The 16489-nt window shown below is 59.3% G+C and carries 13 protein-coding genes; 8 read left to right on the top strand and 5 right to left on the bottom strand.

Annotated elements, in window-relative coordinates; all coding sequences use genetic code 11:
* The first annotated feature begins 64 nt into the window (after positions 1 to 64).
* From K7A42_RS14480 to K7A42_RS14490, 3 genes are all read left to right on the top strand, one after another.
* Positions 65 to 1978 (top strand): PhoX family protein, encoded by a 1914-nt coding sequence (locus K7A42_RS14480; protein WP_004445336.1) that lies wholly within the window; start codon positions 65 to 67, stop codon positions 1976 to 1978.
* Positions 1979 to 2203: 225 nt separating this feature from the next.
* Positions 2204 to 3142, top strand: coding sequence for a LysR family transcriptional regulator (locus K7A42_RS14485; RefSeq protein WP_108081542.1), 939 nt, complete (start codon positions 2204 to 2206; stop codon positions 3140 to 3142).
* A gap of 169 nt (positions 3143 to 3311) precedes the next feature.
* Positions 3312 to 4067: an SDR family NAD(P)-dependent oxidoreductase gene (locus K7A42_RS14490; RefSeq protein WP_022562810.1), complete on the top strand. Its 756-nt coding sequence runs from the start codon at positions 3312 to 3314 to the stop codon at positions 4065 to 4067.
* 158 nt (positions 4068 to 4225) lie between these two features.
* On the opposite strand, the gene K7A42_RS14495 is transcribed toward K7A42_RS14490, so the two are convergent.
* The 5 genes from K7A42_RS14495 to K7A42_RS14515 all read right to left on the bottom strand — a co-directional run bounded on the left by K7A42_RS14495 (position 4226) and on the right by K7A42_RS14515 (position 11182).
* Entirely contained in the window at positions 4226 to 5821 is a 1596-nt protein-coding gene (locus tag K7A42_RS14495) for an ABC-F family ATP-binding cassette domain-containing protein (protein ID WP_282455441.1), read from the bottom strand.
* A 281-nt stretch (positions 5822 to 6102) separates the two neighbouring features.
* A complete protein-coding gene (locus K7A42_RS14500; RefSeq protein WP_282455442.1) occupies positions 6103 to 7065 on the bottom strand; it encodes a PLP-dependent cysteine synthase family protein in 963 nt (320 codons plus the stop codon).
* Positions 7066 to 7138: 73 nt separating this feature from the next.
* Complete coding sequence (locus tag K7A42_RS14505; RefSeq protein ID WP_282455443.1) at positions 7139 to 8392, bottom strand: acyl-CoA dehydrogenase family protein; 1254 nt, start codon at positions 8390 to 8392, stop codon at positions 7139 to 7141.
* 49 nt (positions 8393 to 8441) lie between these two features.
* Positions 8442 to 9533 (bottom strand): rhodanese-like domain-containing protein, encoded by a 1092-nt coding sequence (locus tag K7A42_RS14510; RefSeq protein WP_136883042.1) that lies wholly within the window; start codon positions 9531 to 9533, stop codon positions 8442 to 8444.
* A 41-nt stretch (positions 9534 to 9574) separates the two neighbouring features.
* A complete protein-coding gene (locus K7A42_RS14515) occupies positions 9575 to 11182 on the bottom strand; it encodes an ABC transporter substrate-binding protein (protein WP_282455444.1) in 1608 nt (535 codons plus the stop codon).
* Positions 11183 to 11580: 398 nt separating this feature from the next.
* Here K7A42_RS14515 and K7A42_RS14520 point away from each other — a divergent pair, with 398 nt between their 5' ends.
* From K7A42_RS14520 to K7A42_RS14540, 5 genes are all read left to right on the top strand, one after another.
* Positions 11581 to 12423, top strand: a complete 843-nt coding sequence (locus K7A42_RS14520; protein ID WP_282455445.1) for an NADPH-dependent oxidoreductase — start codon at positions 11581 to 11583, stop codon at positions 12421 to 12423.
* A gap of 301 nt (positions 12424 to 12724) precedes the next feature.
* Positions 12725 to 13753, top strand: a complete 1029-nt coding sequence (locus tag K7A42_RS14525; RefSeq protein ID WP_282455446.1) for a ketopantoate reductase family protein — start codon at positions 12725 to 12727, stop codon at positions 13751 to 13753.
* Between the two features lie 51 nt (positions 13754 to 13804).
* Positions 13805 to 14377 carry a TetR/AcrR family transcriptional regulator gene (locus K7A42_RS14530; protein WP_004445351.1) on the top strand — a complete coding sequence of 191 codons (573 nt, stop codon included), beginning with the start codon at positions 13805 to 13807 and terminating at the stop codon, positions 14375 to 14377.
* Between the two features lie 12 nt (positions 14378 to 14389).
* On the top strand, positions 14390 to 14992 hold the full coding sequence (locus K7A42_RS14535) for a 2-hydroxychromene-2-carboxylate isomerase (RefSeq protein ID WP_006698373.1): 603 nt from the start codon (positions 14390 to 14392) through the stop codon (positions 14990 to 14992).
* 96 nt (positions 14993 to 15088) lie between these two features.
* Positions 15089 to 16465 carry an FAD-binding oxidoreductase gene (locus tag K7A42_RS14540; RefSeq protein WP_125271285.1) on the top strand — a complete coding sequence of 459 codons (1377 nt, stop codon included), beginning with the start codon at positions 15089 to 15091 and terminating at the stop codon, positions 16463 to 16465.
* Positions 16466 to 16489 lie beyond the last annotated feature (24 nt).

Below are 16489 nucleotides of genomic sequence, written 5' to 3' on the forward strand. Positions count from 1 at the left end.
GAAACACTCGGAAGGTACGCAGCCTGTTGGAATGATTCCAAACATTGAACGGTGGAGACACGATATGACCGACATCGATACGAGCAAATTGTCCTGGGACGAGTGGGACGAACTGCAGAACCCGCCGCCGGCCGAAACCGATTTCGACCGCGTGGTCGAAACCGCGATTTCCCGCCGCGGCTTTCTGGGCGGCGTGCTCGCCTTCGGTTCGGCCGCAGCCGCCATGGGCACGCTCGGCAACCTGATGAGCAGCACCTCGGCCGAAGCGCGGGAAGCCGCCGTCAGCCGTTTCCCCTTCAAGCCGGTTGCCGCCGCCACCGACCACACCATCCATGTGCCGGAAGGCTATAACTGGAAGCCGCTGGCGAAATGGGGCCAGCCGCTGTTCTCCAACGTTCCTGATCTCGACCCCGCAAAGGGCGTCAGCGTTGAAAATTCCGACAAGGTCTTCGGCGAAAATACCGACGGCATGGAACTCTTCGTGGTGGGCAACCACCAGCTGATCGCCGTCAATCATGAATATGTGAACCCGGAAACCAACCTGCCGCACGCCGAAAAAGGCAACCCGAAGACGGCCGACGACGTGAAAATCCTGCAGAACATGCAGGGCGTCACCGTCATGGAAGTCGCGGAAGACAAGGACGGCTGGAAAATCGTTCTCGACAGCCCTTTCAACCGCCGTATCCACCACAACACGCCGATGAAGCTTTCCGGCCCGGCCGCAGGCTCCGATCTCGTCAAGACCGCCGCCGACCCCAAGGGTGTCGACTGTCTCGGCACCTTCAACAATTGCGGCGCAGGCCGCACGCCCTGGGGCACCTACCTCACCTGCGAAGAGAACTTCAACGGCTATTTCGGCACCACCGACGCCGCCTTCAAGCTGCCTGACGATTACAAGCGTTACGGCATCGTCGCCGAGACCCGCTACGCCTATGAGAAGTTCGACGCCCGTTTCGACGTTGCCAAGAACCCCAATGAACCACGTCGCGCCGGTTACGTGGTCGAGATCGATCCCTCGGACGCCAAGTCCACGCCGATCAAGCGCACCGCGCTTGGCCGCATCAAGCATGAAAACGCCGCCGTGGTGATCGCCCGTGACGGCCGTGTCGTCGTTTACATGGGTGACGACGAGCGCGGCGAGTTCCTCTACAAATTCGTCTCCAGCGGCATCTACGTGCCGGGCGGCGACACCTCCAAGCTGCTGGACGAAGGCACGCTTTACGTCGCGAAGTTCTCCGATGACGGTGCCGGCGAGTGGCTTGCCCTGACGCCGGAAACCACGGGCATGAAGATCGACGAAATCTGCGTCTTCACCCGCCAGGCCGCTTCCAAGGTGGGCGCGACGACCATGGACCGCCCGGAATGGGTCGCCATCAACCCCGTCGCCATCGAAGCCTATTGCGCGCTGACCAACAACAGCCGCCGCGGCGAAATGAAGGACGGCAAGCTGCGCGCCAATGCCGGCGGCGACGCCATGGCGATCAATGCCGCCAACCCGCGCGAGAAGAACGAATACGGCCAGATCGTGCGCTGGTATCCAGAAAATGACGACCATGCGGACGGCAAGTTCAAGTGGGACCTGTTCTGCATGGCCGGTAACCCCGCCGTCCACAAGGACGCCTATGCCGGCTCCCCGAACATCAACGAAGGCAACATGTTCAATTCGCCTGACGGCATGATGTTCGACTCGACCGGCCTGCTCTGGATCCAGACCGATGGCGAGGACACCAATGAAGGCAACTTCGCCGGCCAGGGCAACAACCAGATGCTGGCGGGCGACCCGGCCACTGGCCGCATTGAGCGCTTCCTGACTGCGCCGAAGGGTTCCGAAGTCACCGGCCAGACCTGGTCCGCCGACAAGCGCACCCACTTCGTCGGCATCCAGCACCCCGACGCCCCCTTCCCGGACGGCGAAGGCAAGCTGCCCCGCTCGACCGTCATCGCCATCAAGCGCGACGACAATGTGAAGATCGGCTGACGCACAGGCATGAACGGAACCGGATCGCGAGGGAATTGCCATCCGGTTTCACGATAAATCGCCGCGTGCCCGAAAGGACACGCGGCGTTTTGCCTGTGTTCGTGAATGAACGTTCGGATATCGTCGTATGGCGCAGATTTATCCACCTTTCGCAAGAACCTGCATGGCAGGGCTCGCCGGCCAGGTGTAGATGTAGATTATCTCCACCTGCTTGTTGGGCCTCTCTTGGATCAGATACTCGCCATTCGAACATTTGTCCGCGTCGCCGAAGCCGGGTCCTTCGCCAAGGCGGCGGATATGCTGAACCTTCCTCGGTCCTCAGTCAGCAAGCTGGTGCAGGATCTCGAGGCACATCTCGGAACAAAGCTCGTGGAGCGCACCACGCGGTCGGTCACGATGACCACGGAGGGCGTCGCTTATCACGAACGCGCGCTGAAGCTCCTCGCCGATCTCGATGACATGGACGGCACTATTGCCGGCTCCCGCAGCACACCCAAAGGAAAGCTGCGCGTCGACATCGGATCTGTGCTGGCAAACCAGATCCTCATCCCGGCACTTTCGGATTTTCAGCGCCATTATCCAGAAATCGATCTCATGCTCGGTGTCAGCGATCGCCCCGCCGATCTCGTCAGTGAGGGTATCGATTGCGTCATTCGCGGCGGGGCGCTGGGTGACTCATCGATGAAGGCGCGGAAGCTGTGCGAGCTGGACTACGTCATTTGCGCATCGCCCACCTATCTGGCTGGTCTGCAGTTGCCGGAGCGACCTGACGATATCGAGAAGCATCGGATCGTCTCCTACTTCTCCGCGTCATCTGGAAAGAGATTTCCATTGCGTTTTCAGCGCGGCGAAGAGCGAAGCGAGTATCTCCCGGCCTCTGGCGGCGTTTCCGTCAACGAGAGTACCGCGCATCTGAACGCGCTGCTGTCGGGACTGGGAATTGGCCAAAGCTTCGGATTTCTCGCGCGGCCCCATTTCAAGAGCGGGGCGCTGGTTGAACTTCTCCCCGACTGGAAGCCGGACAATCATCCCCTTCATCTCGTCTATCCCGCTGATCGTTTCCCAAATCCGCGGCTACGCGCCTTCACGGAATGGGCAGCGAAGGTGTTCGAAGCGGTCGACACACGGCGCGATGTGACGGCGACTATCCATCCAGATGGATAATGTCTCCACCCTGAGCGGCTTCTCTCCACCGGGCTGACGAACTAACTTCTCCTCATCGGACTGTGACGAGGCCAATGGCCAGCGCCACATCCCGAGCAAATTCAGAATTTCAACAGGCCGTGCATTCGGGCTGAACCATTTCGCGCGCCCAAGCATCAGGAGAGTTAACATGGCCAACAGGCTTCAAAACAAGATCGCCGTCATCACCGGAGCAACCAGCGGCATCGGTCTTTCGACGGCCAAGTTGTTCGCTGCCGAAGGCGCACGCGTCTATATCACAGGCCGCCGCAAGGCCGCTCTGGACGAAGCGGTGGCAGAAATAGGACAGGGCGCGGTCGGCGTACAGGCGGACTCCTCGAGCAACGCTGACCTCGACAAGCTGTTCGCCCAGGTGAAGGCGGAACAGGGCCGCCTTGACGCCCTCATCGTCAATGCCGGTGGCGGCACCATGCTGCCGCTCGGCCAGATCACCGAGGAGCAGATTGACGACACCTTTGGCCGCAACGTGAAAGCTGTGATCCTGACCGTGCAGGCGGCACTTCCGCTGATGGGCAAGGGCTCGTCCATCGTGCTGACGGGTTCGACTGCCGGCACCGAAGGCACGGCTGCCTTTTCCGTCTATTCCGCTTCCAAGGCCGCGGTGCGCAACCTGGCTCGTTCCTGGGCTCTCGACCTCAAGGGCACGGGCATCCGCGTCAACGTCATCTCGCCCGGCGCCACGCGCACACCAGGCCTCGTCGAACTTGCAGGCGACGACAAGGAACAGCAGCAGGGCCTGCTCGACTACCTCGCCTCTCGCATCCCTCTCGGTCGCGTCGGCGAAGCCGAAGAGATCGCCAAGGCGACGCTGTTCCTCGCCTCCGATGATGCGAGCTTCGTCAACGGCGCCGAGCTCTTCGCGGACGGCGGCCAGGCACAGGTTTAACGCTGAACCGCAGTGGCGGGTAGCCGCTCCATTTCGAAACAAGAAATCAAGATGCGTGCTGCCGTCAATCGCCTGCACAGAGAGCCTCAGGACGTTCTTCAGACCGTCGAGCTGGCTTCTGGAATGACCAAATGCCGCGCTAAAATGCGCGGCGTTGCTCATGTTTGACGGCGTCCATGAAGCTCAAACCGTCGGGACACGCCGATCCCCTCCAGAAACGCCTCGTCGTGGCTGACGACCAGAATTGCGCCGTCATACGCTTTCAGGCCGGCCTCCACGATCGCGACGGAATCAAGATCGAGGTGATTGGTCGGTTCATCGAGTATGAGAAGCTGCGGCGGCTTCTGGTTGCCAAGGACGCAGGCAAGGCCGGCGCGCAGCATCTGGCCGCCAGACAGATGCCGCACATCCTGCAAACCGGCGTCGCCGCGAAACAGGAAGCGGGCAAGAGCGGCCCGGCAGGCGTTATCACTGGACCGCGGGTTGAGACGCATGAAATTGTCCCGGATGGATAGCCCGGGTCGTAGCAAGCTGACCTTCTGGTCCAGCAACGCGCAAGCAACCTCAACTCGGACCGAACCAGAAAATGGCGCGAGAGACCCGGTGATGACGGAAAGCAGCGTCGTCTTTCCCGAACCGTTCGGCCCCGCCACCGCAATCCGTTCCGGACCTGTAATCGCAAGCGACAGATCGGACAGGACAGGCGCATTGCGTTCGTAACCCGCAGTTACGTCTTCCAGCCGCAGAACCGTCTTTGACGCCACCAGTTCGGTGGACGGTATGGACAGCATGAATGGTTCAAGCACCTCAATGCGCCCTCGCGCCTCTGCGACGTCTGCCTTGGCCTCCCCCGTCATTCGGCGCGCCGTGGCGGCACTGTCACCGCTTGTCTGCTCCGCCCGCATGGCGCGCCCTCCGGCCGAAATTCTCGGTATTCCTCCTTCCGCCGCCTTCCTTTTGCCTGCACCATCGCGACGAGCCTGCCGCTCGGCCGTCTCCTGCGCCTTGCGCTCGACGGCGCTGAGCCGCTTCTCGGCCTCGGCCAGTTCATGCCTGGCATTGTCAAGCTCCAGTGCCTTGCGATCGCTGTAGTGGTTCCAGTTTCCGCCATAACGGCTGATACCGAGCGATGTCAGTTCAGCAATGCTGTCGACCGTTTCGAGCAATTCACGATCATGGCTGACAATGATTGCGCCGTGACGCCAGCCGCTCACAAGTTCGATCACTGCAGTCCGACCGTCACGATCGAGGTTGTTCGTGGGTTCGTCGAGGATCAGGAACTCCGGTGCATGATAGATTTGAGCGGCAAGCGCTGCACGGGTGCGCTGCCCGCCGGAGAGTCGGGCGAGCAGTGTCGTCGCGGGCATGGACAGGCCGAAGCGCGCGAGTGCCGCCTCGATATTCGTCTCAAGCATCCAATCAATATCGGCCAGTTCCTCCAACGTCGCGCCACCCGCCTGCGCCCGTTCAAGTACAGCGAGCGCATCACGCGCGCCAAAGAGATCGGCAATCGTCTCATCTTCGGCCACCTGGACGCTTTGACGCAGGATGTGGATACCCGATGGGGCAGAGACAGAACCCGAAGATGGTGTCAATTCGCCGGCGATCAGCTTCAAGAGCGTCGTCTTGCCGACGCCGTTACGACCGACCAGCCCGACACGCTCCGGGCCGAATACAATATTCAGATTGGTGAAAAGCGAACGACCGTCAGGCGTGAACCAGGACAGATTGGAGAGTGTGATAAAGTGGGTCATGGACAAGGTTTTCCCGCATGGCAAGGCAAAGTGGCGTTGCTATCGGGTTGAAATCCATTGTCGACCATCCTGTTGTTGCTGCGGACCGATGGAATGTAGCGTTTGAAAATGGGACATTCAAGGCCGCTTCAATAACGGCCTGCGCTCTTTTCAAGCATCGGCGGCTGACGGTCTTGTGTTCGCTCCACATCCGGCGTCAGAGGGCAATGATTTCGCCGACATGGTCATTCACGGGCACAGTTCAAACTTCTCCGGGGCCGCGAACCATGCGAGCAGACTTTTCAGTCAGGGGCATCAAAAAGCGAAAGATAGCGCTCGCCACTATCCGGAAACACGACCGCAATCGTCTTGCCGTTGTTTTCCGCGCGGCGGGAAAGCTCGATCGCGGCAAAGATGGCTGCACCGGATGAGGTTCCCACAAGGAAGCCCTCCTCTCTGGCCACCGCAAGCGCTGCCCGCCGCGCCTCTTCGGTGGTAACGGCAATGACTTCATCCACGACGCTCTTGTCGTAGGTCTCCGGCAAGGTCCCTTCCTCCACCTCGGTCACCTTGTGGACGCCTTCGATCGTGGAAGCGCCGGGGTTTTCGGGGGATGGAACGGACTGCGGTGTCGGCTCGGCAACAACGATCCTTATCTCCGGTTTTTGCGCCTTCAGGAAACGTCCGGCACCGGACACGGTGCCGCCCGTACCAACGGTGGCGACCAGGATATCGATGTCACCGTCGGTATCGCGCCAGATTTCCGGCCCGGTCGTCTCGAAATGAACCTGCGGGTTGGCATCATTGGAACGCTGGCCGGTATAAAATGCATCCGGATTTTCAGCCTTGATCCTGTCGATGATGCGATGGATGGCATCCGGCTGGAAGAGCTCCTCATTTTCGATCAGTTCGATCTCGGAGCCGAATTGCCTGAGGATGTTGATCTTGTCTTCGCTGATGGTATTGCGAAGATAAAATTTCGTGCGATAGCCGCGTGCGGAGGCAACCGCCGCAATTCCGATGCCTGTATTACCACTGGTCAAATCAAAAAGAAGATCGCCCGGCTTCAATCGGCCGCTCTTCTCAGCCTCACGTATGATGCGCCAGGCGGTGCGGTCTTTGACACTGCCTGCGGGATTGAGGTACTCGATCTTGGCGAGAATGCGCGATTGGAGATTGTATTTCGTCCGAATTCTGGCGAGTTCCACCAGCGGCGTATTGCCGACGAGTTCTGTAAAATCCCGATAAATCCTGCCCAATTTCACTATCCTGTTTGCGCTGCGTGGATACCGAACAACAGGCTCCAATGCTTATCGCCCGTCGGACCGCATGTTTTGATCATGCTTCGGATTTTTCCTTCTGCGTTTGCGGTGCTATCCCCACGCCTCCATTTGGCGCTGGTGAGGCGCCGTTCACGGCGAAATCTCCAACGATACGGTCGTGATAGATACGGGGATTGTGTGAGGTTATCGTGCGGGCGTTTCGCCAGTGACGATCAAGACCATGGCTGCGTTTTGCGGCTGAGGCGCCAAGCGCATCGAAGAGGGCAGTGGACGCATCCAGGATAAGGTTGCTGACCACCGTAACCGACTGGCTGACCTCCAGCTCCGCGTCACGGTTCGCAGATGCAATGCGCTCCTCGTCTCCAGACAGATTGGCATCATAGGCAGCCTGCAGGGCTTCCGCGGCCTTTAACACGATGGCGCCGGCGCTATAGGCCGCGCCTCTGATCCGCCCCACGACCTGAAGCACCTGTGGGTCTTCAGAAAAACGCGCGGCGTTACTGCGTTGATAGACGCGTTTGCGCTCCGCAACATGGCGGGCGATCTCCAATGCGGCCGAGCGGCCGATCCCGGCAAGCGAGGCCAGATGGACGAGCTGGAAAAAGCCGCCTGAATAGCTGAAACGAAGCGCGCTCGGCTTGATGAGGTCCTCGGAAATCGCCACGTCGGTAAAACGCGCCGTGCCGCTTGCCGTCAGCGCCTGTCCGAAACCATCCCAGTCGTTGACGATCTCGACGCCTTCAGCCTTTGTGGGAACAAGCGCACCAACCGGTACACCGTCGCCATCTACAGCTCCAAGCGTGATCCAGTCGGCATAGAGCGAGCCGGTCGTATAATATTTCTCGCCATTCAGCCGCCAGCCGCCGCCATCCCGGGTGAGCTGGGTGGAATAGGTTCCAAGTTTGGCATCCCCGATTTCCGAAAAGCCGCTGCCAATGGTTTCGCCACGTCCGATCCGCTCCAGCCACGCATCCCGCCATGGCGAAGGTGGTGCATTCAGCAGATCCTCCGTAAAGCCGAGATGGCTGCGGTAAGCATTGGTGAGGTTGGGATCCGCCTGCGCGAGTTCAATGATCAAGCCAAAAAGCTCGGGAAGCGTCAGGCCCAGACCACCAAATTTCTCCGGCAGGCGCAATCTGGAAAAGCCGGCCTTTTTCAAAGCTTCATAGTCATCGAAACGAAGCTCGCGTTCCAGATCGTGTCGTATCGAATCTTCGCCAATTTCGGCAAAAATTCCCCGAAACCTCTCGGCGATCACTTCAAAGCTTTTGCTGGGCGCAGAACCCCAGGCATGGCTGGCATTGGTCATTGCAAATTCCTGTCTGTAGAGCCGTCTGGCGAACACCCAAAAGCCGGGTCTAGGCGGCTGCCGCTTCGGCACCCTGTTCGAAGTCGTGTAAATGGAGCGCGATTTCGAACCCTCTGCGTTTCAGCCAATGGGCCACGACCCTGGCGCGGGCGCCGAGCAGGTCATCCACCAGAATGACCCGGGCACCGCGCACCGCGATCGTTCGATAGGCGACACCGAGAAGCTGCCCGCCTTCCGACGAAATTGAGCCCTGCAGATGGGAAGCTTCGAACTCTTCCGGTGTGCGCACATCCAGGAAATAGGTCGTTCGTGATGGATCCTTCAACCATGTCTCGGTGGTCGGGCGGTCGATGAAGAGCAGATCGTCATCCCCGGAAAAGGCCTCCAATCGCGCTTCTGCAATCTCTTTCGCGCTGGCGCTCACATGCGAATATGTTCGGGAGCGGCCTGTTTCCAGCTCAAATCCATCATCCGTCCAGCCGCGCGTCCCATCATGCAGGTAACTGACATCGTTTTCGACACCGGCGTCGATCAATGTCTGCGCGCCGAGAATTGCGCGGGGCAGGCCCGCGCAGGAGACGACGACTCTTGTTTTGGGCGAGGGAACGAGATCGGAAAAGCGCAGCAGGAGTTCTGCCCCCGGCACACCGATCGCACCGGGCACGTGCGCTTTTTCATATTCCGGCAATGTGCGCGTATCGAGGATGACAACATCCTCACCGGCTTCCTGCCACGCCTTGAGCTCACGCGCAAAAACCACAGGCGTGTTTTTCTCGCTTCTCACCTTCTGAACGAAAGGAACGCCAGGAATATCGAATGTCGGCAACGCCTCAACGCCACCTTCTATCCATGCCGGGATTCCGCCACGCAGAAAATGAATGTCGGTCCAACCCTTGGCGGCAAGCCGTTCGGCCGCCTGCTCCGCGCTGCCTTTTCCATCATCCACCAGCACGGTGCGCACGACGGGGCGAGGAATGAAGCGATCGATTTCCGCCTCCAGCCTGTCAACCGGAAGGTTGGCGACAAATAGCGGTGAAGCATACCCCACGTCCTCGGCGGCACGGATATCCAGAACCGCAAGTTCCCTGCCATCCCGCAGCCATTCGATGAGACGATCTTTTGTTACAGCAAATACGGACATTGCGTTTTCTCCTGACAAATCCGGAATTTTCATGCGGGGTTTCAAGCGGTCGGATCGAGCCACAGATCGCCGAAACTCCAGTTCAGCCCCTGCGCGCCGGTGACATAGTTCCTGACCCGCTTGTGCGCCACGATCTGGCTTCCCGCCGCCACGAGATCGACGGAGGCGACGTCGTCATGGATGAGATGCTGGAACTTGCTCCAAGTTACCCAGCGTTTCTTCGGATCCGTTTCGATGGCGGCCGCTTCAAGAAGCGCATCCGCCTCTGGATTGGCGTAGTTTGCCGCATTGGAAAAGGGCAGCCCGATCTTGAAATTCTTGCTCCAGTAGGCGCGCTGGATGCCGAGCGATGGGTCAAAGGTATTGGAGAGCGATTCCACCACCAGATCGAAGGCACGGTCCGTATAGACAGTTTTCAGATAGGTCGGCAGGTCGTATTTGCGGATTTCGACGGCAATGCCGATCTTTTCGAGCTGGCTGCGAAGGACATCGGCATAGCCCGGCGTCAGATAGGAATTGTAGGTCAACCGCACTGGAAAGCGCTTGCCGTCCTCCTTGCGTGGATATCCCGCCGCGTCGAGTAACTTTTCCGCTTCTTTTGGGTCGTAGGCATATGGCTTGACCGAAGCATCATACCAGTTGGGAAGGGCCGTGCTGACGGGGCTCGGCGATATCTGCGCATACCCGAAGAGCGCCACATTGACGATCTCGTCGAGGTTGATTGCCTTCGCAATGGCCAGGCGAACATCTTTCTTGCGGAAGATTTCGTTATCATAATTGAAGAACAACTGCTGCTGCGGACCCGCATAGGCATAGGTGTTCGTATCCAGAACGAGATCGGGGTTCTGCTTCAGCCGTTCGAGATCCGCCAGCGGCACGGGGTTGTCGCCAAGATCGACTTCCCCCGTCTCCAGCGCCACTGCCCGCGCAGCCGGGTCGGTGATGATGCGCAGGATGATGCGATCAAGATAGGGTTTGCCAGCATCCCAATAATCGGGATTTCGATCGAAGATTAGATGGCTCCCCGGCGTCCATTCGGTCAGTTTGAAGGGGCCGGTGCCAATAGCAGTCTGCAGCGTCTGGCCATCGGCGGGCTTCAGCTTTTCGAAAATATGCTTCGGCACGATCGGCGATTCCGAACTCGATTGCGCAGCAATGAGAAACGGTGCGGGTTTGGACAGAACGATAATGGCAGTGAGGGGATCCGGCGTCTCCACCGCCTGAACGTTCTGGTAGGTTATGCGGCCGCGCGGGTGCGCTTCTTTCAGGCGGAAAATCGAAAAGGCAACGTCTTCCGATGTAAAATCTTTGCCGTCATGCCATTTCACATTTGGCCTGAGTTTGAACGTATAACGCAGGTGGTCATCGGAAACGGACCATTCCGTTGCCAGCAAGGGCTGCGGCTTGAGGTCGAAATCGAATGTGAGGAGGCCTTCAACAATCTTCGGGCCGATCGCCTGCCCCGTGCCTGACGATGTGTTGATGGCGAAAAGCGCGTTGCCGGGATCGACACGATAAAGCAGCCTGAGCGTGCCGCCGGAGACGGGCCGGCTCGCATCGCCACCCGCTGCGAACACCGAACCAGGCAGGGCCGTTCCTGCTGTTGCCAAAAGAAGCATTTTATTGAACTGCCGGCGTCCGATCGTCATGAAAATCCCCGTTTGAAAACGTCGTTTCGATGACGAAAGCATCGGGGCAATGCAGCGCATTCCTAAGGATAAAATTCTTCCTCCTAGTCGAAGAAATCATTCCTTGCGGAATTTTATTTCAATACTTACGCAAGCAGGCACCAAAACTCGCGCTGAATTGCCCCATCCATCGGGATCTTCGTTGCGCATCCGGAGCAGATGGTGGAATGCGAAGAAATCTCGCCGGCGTTTGTTTCAGCATTCCCGTGGAAATGTTGTTTCATCTCAAAATCGCGATTGAGAAGGACATTGCTCGGCAGATGCCTCGGCAGGCCATATCAAATCACAGGAATTTGCCATTTTTCTGATCCGCACATTCGAGCCCGACCCTTCCACCCCCAATTATGGAGTTTCATCCGATGACCCCGCCCAGTCCGATTACCAAACTGGAAATCCCACAGCAGCGCGTCGAGGCCCGTTATGGAATGCAGGCCGATTTTTCTCCGCCTTTCTGGAATGACACCATCGACGCCTTGCTGAACCATCGCACCGCCCGCGCCTATCTGCCCAAAGCTCTGCCGGAGGGCAGCCTGGAGCTTCTGGTCGCCGCCGCGCAATCAGCGCCCACATCATCCAATCTTCAGGCGTGGAGTGTGGTTGCGGTGCAGGACAAGGAGCGCAAGGCACGACTGGCGGGTTTCACCGGCGGCAACGCCCATATAAAGGATGCCCCCCTTTTCCTCATCTGGCTTATCGACCTGAAGCGGCTGCGCACGGTCGCTTCAAGCCAGGGGAATGAGGGTGAAGGACTGGATTACCTGGAAAGCTTCCTGATCGGCGCCATCGACGCTGCATTGGCAGCGCAGAACGCTGTTGCCGCAATTGATTCAGTCGGCCTGGGCTCCTGCTACGTGGGCGGCATCCGCAACAGGCCGGAGGACGTGGCCCGCGAACTCAACCTACCTGCCGAGACGGTTGCCGTCTTCGGCCTGACGGTCGGCTATCCTGACCCGGCGGTAAAAACAGATGTCAAACCGCGCTTGTCACAATCATCCGTTCTGTTTCATGAAACCTATTCGGAACCCGCCCACGATGACCTCAATTCTTATGATGAGGTATTAAAGGTGTTTCAGGAAAAACAGGGCCTGCCCCAAAATGGCTGGACAGGGCCCATTTCCCAGCGTGTGGAGAACGCCGCCGCGCTGAAGGGCCGTGCGGAACTGAGCCGGACGTTGCGTCGCCTCGGTTTCGCTATCAAATAAATTCCATTGCGGCTGACGGTATCAAACGAAGGCGCGCCCTTGCCCCGGCGATACAAGGCGCGGGCCGGGGCGGCGCAATCTCTCCCGAAATCACCGGTTTCGGGAACTTATTTTCTATAAAATTAGTAGATATAGAATGACCGGTCTTCCTTTGCCCCGCTCGAAGGCCTTACGATCCGTTCAGAATGCTCCGGAACGCATCCTGCCACCGTCCTCAACCGCCGCCGAAACCGCCGAACCAATCACCACACCAATATCTCCGTAGATCCGGAGCGTAAAAAGACAGGACGAGAAACGACAGATGCCACGTTATGTTATCATTGGCGCCGGCGCGGTGGGCGCGAGCCTTGCAGCACAGTTTGCACTTTCCGGCATTGATTATGCACTTTTCGGGCGGGGAGCCCAGATAAGCCATATCAGGCAGCATGGCCTCACCTTTCAACGACCCGCACAGACGCGGCAGATCGATCTGAAGGTCTTCGACCTGACGGATCTTCCGGAATTGAGACGGGATGATATCCTCCTGCTCACGGTGAAGGCTCAGGATGCCATAAGCGCACTCGCCTTCTGGTCCTGGCAGAACGTCTCCAACACGACGGCACCGGCGGCTGCACAGCTGCCTATAGTGACTTTTCAGAATGGACTGGCGACTGAAGCCAATGCCCTGAGAACATTCTCCAGGGTGTATGGCGCAAGCATTCTGACACCGGCGCGGTTCACAGAAACCGGGAAGGTGGTGGTTGGCGGCGAGCCGCAACTGGGCATCGTGACAGTCGGGCGTTTTCCGCTCGGACAGGATGACGTGACGACGCAGGTCACGGCAGACCTCAACAGGGCGGGATATCTTGCCGAGGCCAGTGACGATATCCGCCGCTGGAAAGCAGCAAAGCTCCTCCACAACGTTCGCAACGTCCTCGAACTGTTCGACGGCCCGGCCGATCTGAACGACAAGATCAGCGCGGCGCTGGTGGATGAAGCCCGCCATGTGCTCGACGCGGCAGGTTACACCCTCGCCTCACCCTCCGAGCGAACCTTAGACATCTCGAACTGGCGAGTAGCGCCGAACAGCGGCATTCACCCGGGCCAGCAATCGACGTGGCAGAGTTTCAGGCGCGGAGCCTCAAGTGAGGTGGATTTCCTCAACGGAGAGATCGTGTTGCTCGGCCGGCTTCACAATGTGCCAACGCCGTATAACGACGCTGTTCAGACGCTGGCCGGCAAACTGGCGCAACAGGGCGGGTTTTCAAAGCCGCTGCCGCTCGATGCAATCACGTCGCTCATCGCCGGCCCGGACCGGCCGGCGCAGCCCAATCCCGCCAGCCCTTCGTGACCGGCGGCCTCAAGCAGTGCGATTTATCAAACGACAGTGTGAAACGATATAATGAGAGAAGCCATATCAGACCATATACTCACCGCCGCCGGCACGCTCTTCTATCGCGAAGGCATCCGGGCTGTCGGCATCGATCGGATCATCGAGGAAGCGAATGTCGCGAAGGCGACGCTCTACCGGCATTTCCCTTCGAAGGATCATCTTGTTGCAGCCTATCTGGAAGCGCGTCATGAACGGGTCATCCACGCGCTTCAGAACGTGGTGGATGCGGACATGGCTCCGAAGGAGCAGATCCGGCTGATTTTCGAGCAACTCCACGAAAAGGCCGACAGCCCGGATTTTCGCGGCTGCGCCTTCGCTCTTGCGGTTGCCGAACATGGCGAATCCGAGCGGGTCGTGTTCGTTGCGCGTACCCATAAGGCGAAGGTCAGGGACCTGTTCGCCGCTATCCTGGCAAGGGCCGGCAGCACAGTGGACATCGCCGCCGCCCATCTCTCACTTCTCTACGAAGGGGCGCTGGCGACCGTCGCGGTTGGACGCGACCCCAAGGCGGTGCTGATCGCGCGTGACTGCGCTCTCTCCGTTTTCGCCACGGCCGCCGCCTCCACCGATCAACCGAACTGAAAGCAGCAGACAATGACAAAGACGATTGATTATTTCTTCAGCATCGGCTCACCCTGGGCCTTCATTGGTGTTGAACCCTTTGCCGCCCTGGCGAAACAGCAGGGCGCCACTATCCGCCCTCACCTTATTCCGCTGATCGAGGAAAACGGTGGCATTTACTCGAAAAATCGCCCGGAGGCCAGACGCGCCTACTGGATCACGGATCTGAAGCGGTGGGCGGCATTGCGCGGAAAAGTGCTCAATTTCGACAATCGCGCTGCGCTCTCGGATCCGTCCCCGGCAGGCCTGATGGTTGCGGCGGCAATCGAAACCGGTGAAGACTGGCTGAAGCTTGCAGTTGCACTGCAGGAGGCCTTCTGGGTCCGCCGTGAAGACATCGGCAAGGCCGACATCCGCCAGGCCATCGCGACGGCTGCAGGCTTCGATGCTGTAGCCCTCGATGAACATGGCAAAAGCGACGCGGTTGCTGTCTTGCAGAAGGCGAGCTTCGAAGCTGCCAGGGCCGCCGGTGTGTTCGGGGTTCCGACCTATCGCTATCAGGATGAACTCTACTGGGGGCAGGACAGCCTTCCGTTCCTCGAGCGTCATCTCAGGGGCGAAAAACTGGCCGCCTGATGTTCACTGCCAGATGGCGTCGCCGGCCGCGCGCCTCGCCCTCAAGGTTTGTAAGTCTGTCGCAGCGTTTTGCGACCCGCCTACACGGAATGTTTTATGCCTGACCTGTCTCCTTCTCTCATCCGATCCCTGCGAGACCTCCTCGGGGAGCGTCTTTCAACGTCGCCGACACTGCGCGAGCAGCACGGGCGGGGCGAGGCGCATCACGCAGCCGCCTTTCCCGATGCGGTCGCTTTCGCGGAAACCACCTCCGAAGTGTCCGAGATCGTGCGGCTATGTGCGGCGGAAAGCGTGCCCGTCATCGCTTTTGGCGCCGGCACTTCGCTGGAAGGGCATCTGACAGCCGTCAATGGCGGGGTCTCGATCGACCTTTCACGCATGTCGAAAATCACCCGTATCAGCAGTGAAGATCTGGATTGTACGGTCGAGGCCGGGGTAACGCGGGAGCAGTTGAACACATATCTGCGAGACATGGGACTGTTCTTTCCCATCGATCCCGGCGCAAACGCTTCGATTGGCGGCATGGCTGCAACCCGCGCTTCCGGCACCAACGCCGTCCGCTACGGAACAATGCGTGAAAACGTACTGGGCCTGACCGTGGTGCTGCCGACCGGCCAGGTTATCAAAACCGGCGGTCGCGCCAGAAAGTCTTCTGCCGGATACGACCTGACGCGGCTGTTCGTGGGTTCGGAAGGAACGCTGGGGATCATCACCGAAATAACCCTTCGCCTCTATGGAATACCCGAAACCATCTCGGCGGCGCTCTGCTCTTTCGAGAGCGTCGAACAGGCAGTCGCGGCGGCCATTCAGGTCGTGCAACTCGGCATCCCCGTCGCCCGCATGGAGCTCATGGACCGTGGCCTGATCACGGCCGTCAATGCCTATTCCGGGCTGGAGCTGAAGATCCAGGACACCTTGGCTTTCGAGTTTCACGGCTCGCCCGCCGGCGTCCAGGAGCAGGTCGATATGGTGTCCGCCATTGTGGAAGACCATGGCGGCAAGGATTTCGAGTGGGCCAACGCCCCTGAAGAACGCAATCGCCTCTGGAAAGCGCGCCACAACGCATTTTATGCTGTCGTATCGCAAAGGCCAAACGCCAAAGGCTGGTCTTCGGATGTCTGTGTTCCGGTCTCGCAGCTCAGCAACTGCATATTGAAGACCCGCGAGCTCCTGCAGGATTGCAGCGTACCGGCTGCCATTCTCGGCCATGTCGGCGATGGCAATTATCATGTCGTCTTCGCGGTCGATCCCGGCAATGCGGAAGAGCTCGGCGAGGTGGCGGCCATCAACAAGAAGATGGTGCAATACGCCCTCTCGGTCGGCGGCACCTCGACCGGCGAACATGGCGTGGGCACCGGCAAGATCGCCTACCTGCGTGAAGAGCATGGTGACGCGGTCGATCTTATGGCGCTCATCAAACATGCAGTCGATCCAGCCGGCATCATGAATCCCGGCAAAATCCTGCCGAGATAGAATGTTACTTTGCGATCCGCGACC

The sequence above is a fragment of the Agrobacterium sp. InxBP2 genome (assembly GCF_026191755.1).
Taxonomy (GTDB): domain Bacteria; phylum Pseudomonadota; class Alphaproteobacteria; order Rhizobiales; family Rhizobiaceae; genus Agrobacterium; species Agrobacterium pusense.

Coding starts and splice junctions, on each gene's coding strand:
- K7A42_RS14525 (WP_282455446.1), top strand. CDS start 12,725: ATGCCACGTTATGTTATCATTGGCGCCGGCGCGGTGGGCGCGAGCCTT.
- K7A42_RS14505 (WP_282455443.1), bottom strand. CDS start 8,392: ATGACCAATGCCAGCCATGCCTGGGGTTCTGCGCCCAGCAAAAGCTTT.
- K7A42_RS14480 (WP_004445336.1), top strand. CDS start 65: ATGACCGACATCGATACGAGCAAATTGTCCTGGGACGAGTGGGACGAA.
- K7A42_RS14515 (WP_282455444.1), bottom strand. CDS start 11,182: ATGACGATCGGACGCCGGCAGTTCAATAAAATGCTTCTTTTGGCAACA.
- K7A42_RS14490 (WP_022562810.1), top strand. CDS start 3,312: ATGGCCAACAGGCTTCAAAACAAGATCGCCGTCATCACCGGAGCAACC.
- K7A42_RS14530 (WP_004445351.1), top strand. CDS start 13,805: ATGAGAGAAGCCATATCAGACCATATACTCACCGCCGCCGGCACGCTC.
- K7A42_RS14540 (WP_125271285.1), top strand. CDS start 15,089: ATGCCTGACCTGTCTCCTTCTCTCATCCGATCCCTGCGAGACCTCCTC.
- K7A42_RS14510 (WP_136883042.1), bottom strand. CDS start 9,533: ATGTCCGTATTTGCTGTAACAAAAGATCGTCTCATCGAATGGCTGCGG.
- K7A42_RS14535 (WP_006698373.1), top strand. CDS start 14,390: ATGACAAAGACGATTGATTATTTCTTCAGCATCGGCTCACCCTGGGCC.
- K7A42_RS14520 (WP_282455445.1), top strand. CDS start 11,581: ATGACCCCGCCCAGTCCGATTACCAAACTGGAAATCCCACAGCAGCGC.
- K7A42_RS14495 (WP_282455441.1), bottom strand. CDS start 5,821: ATGACCCACTTTATCACACTCTCCAATCTGTCCTGGTTCACGCCTGAC.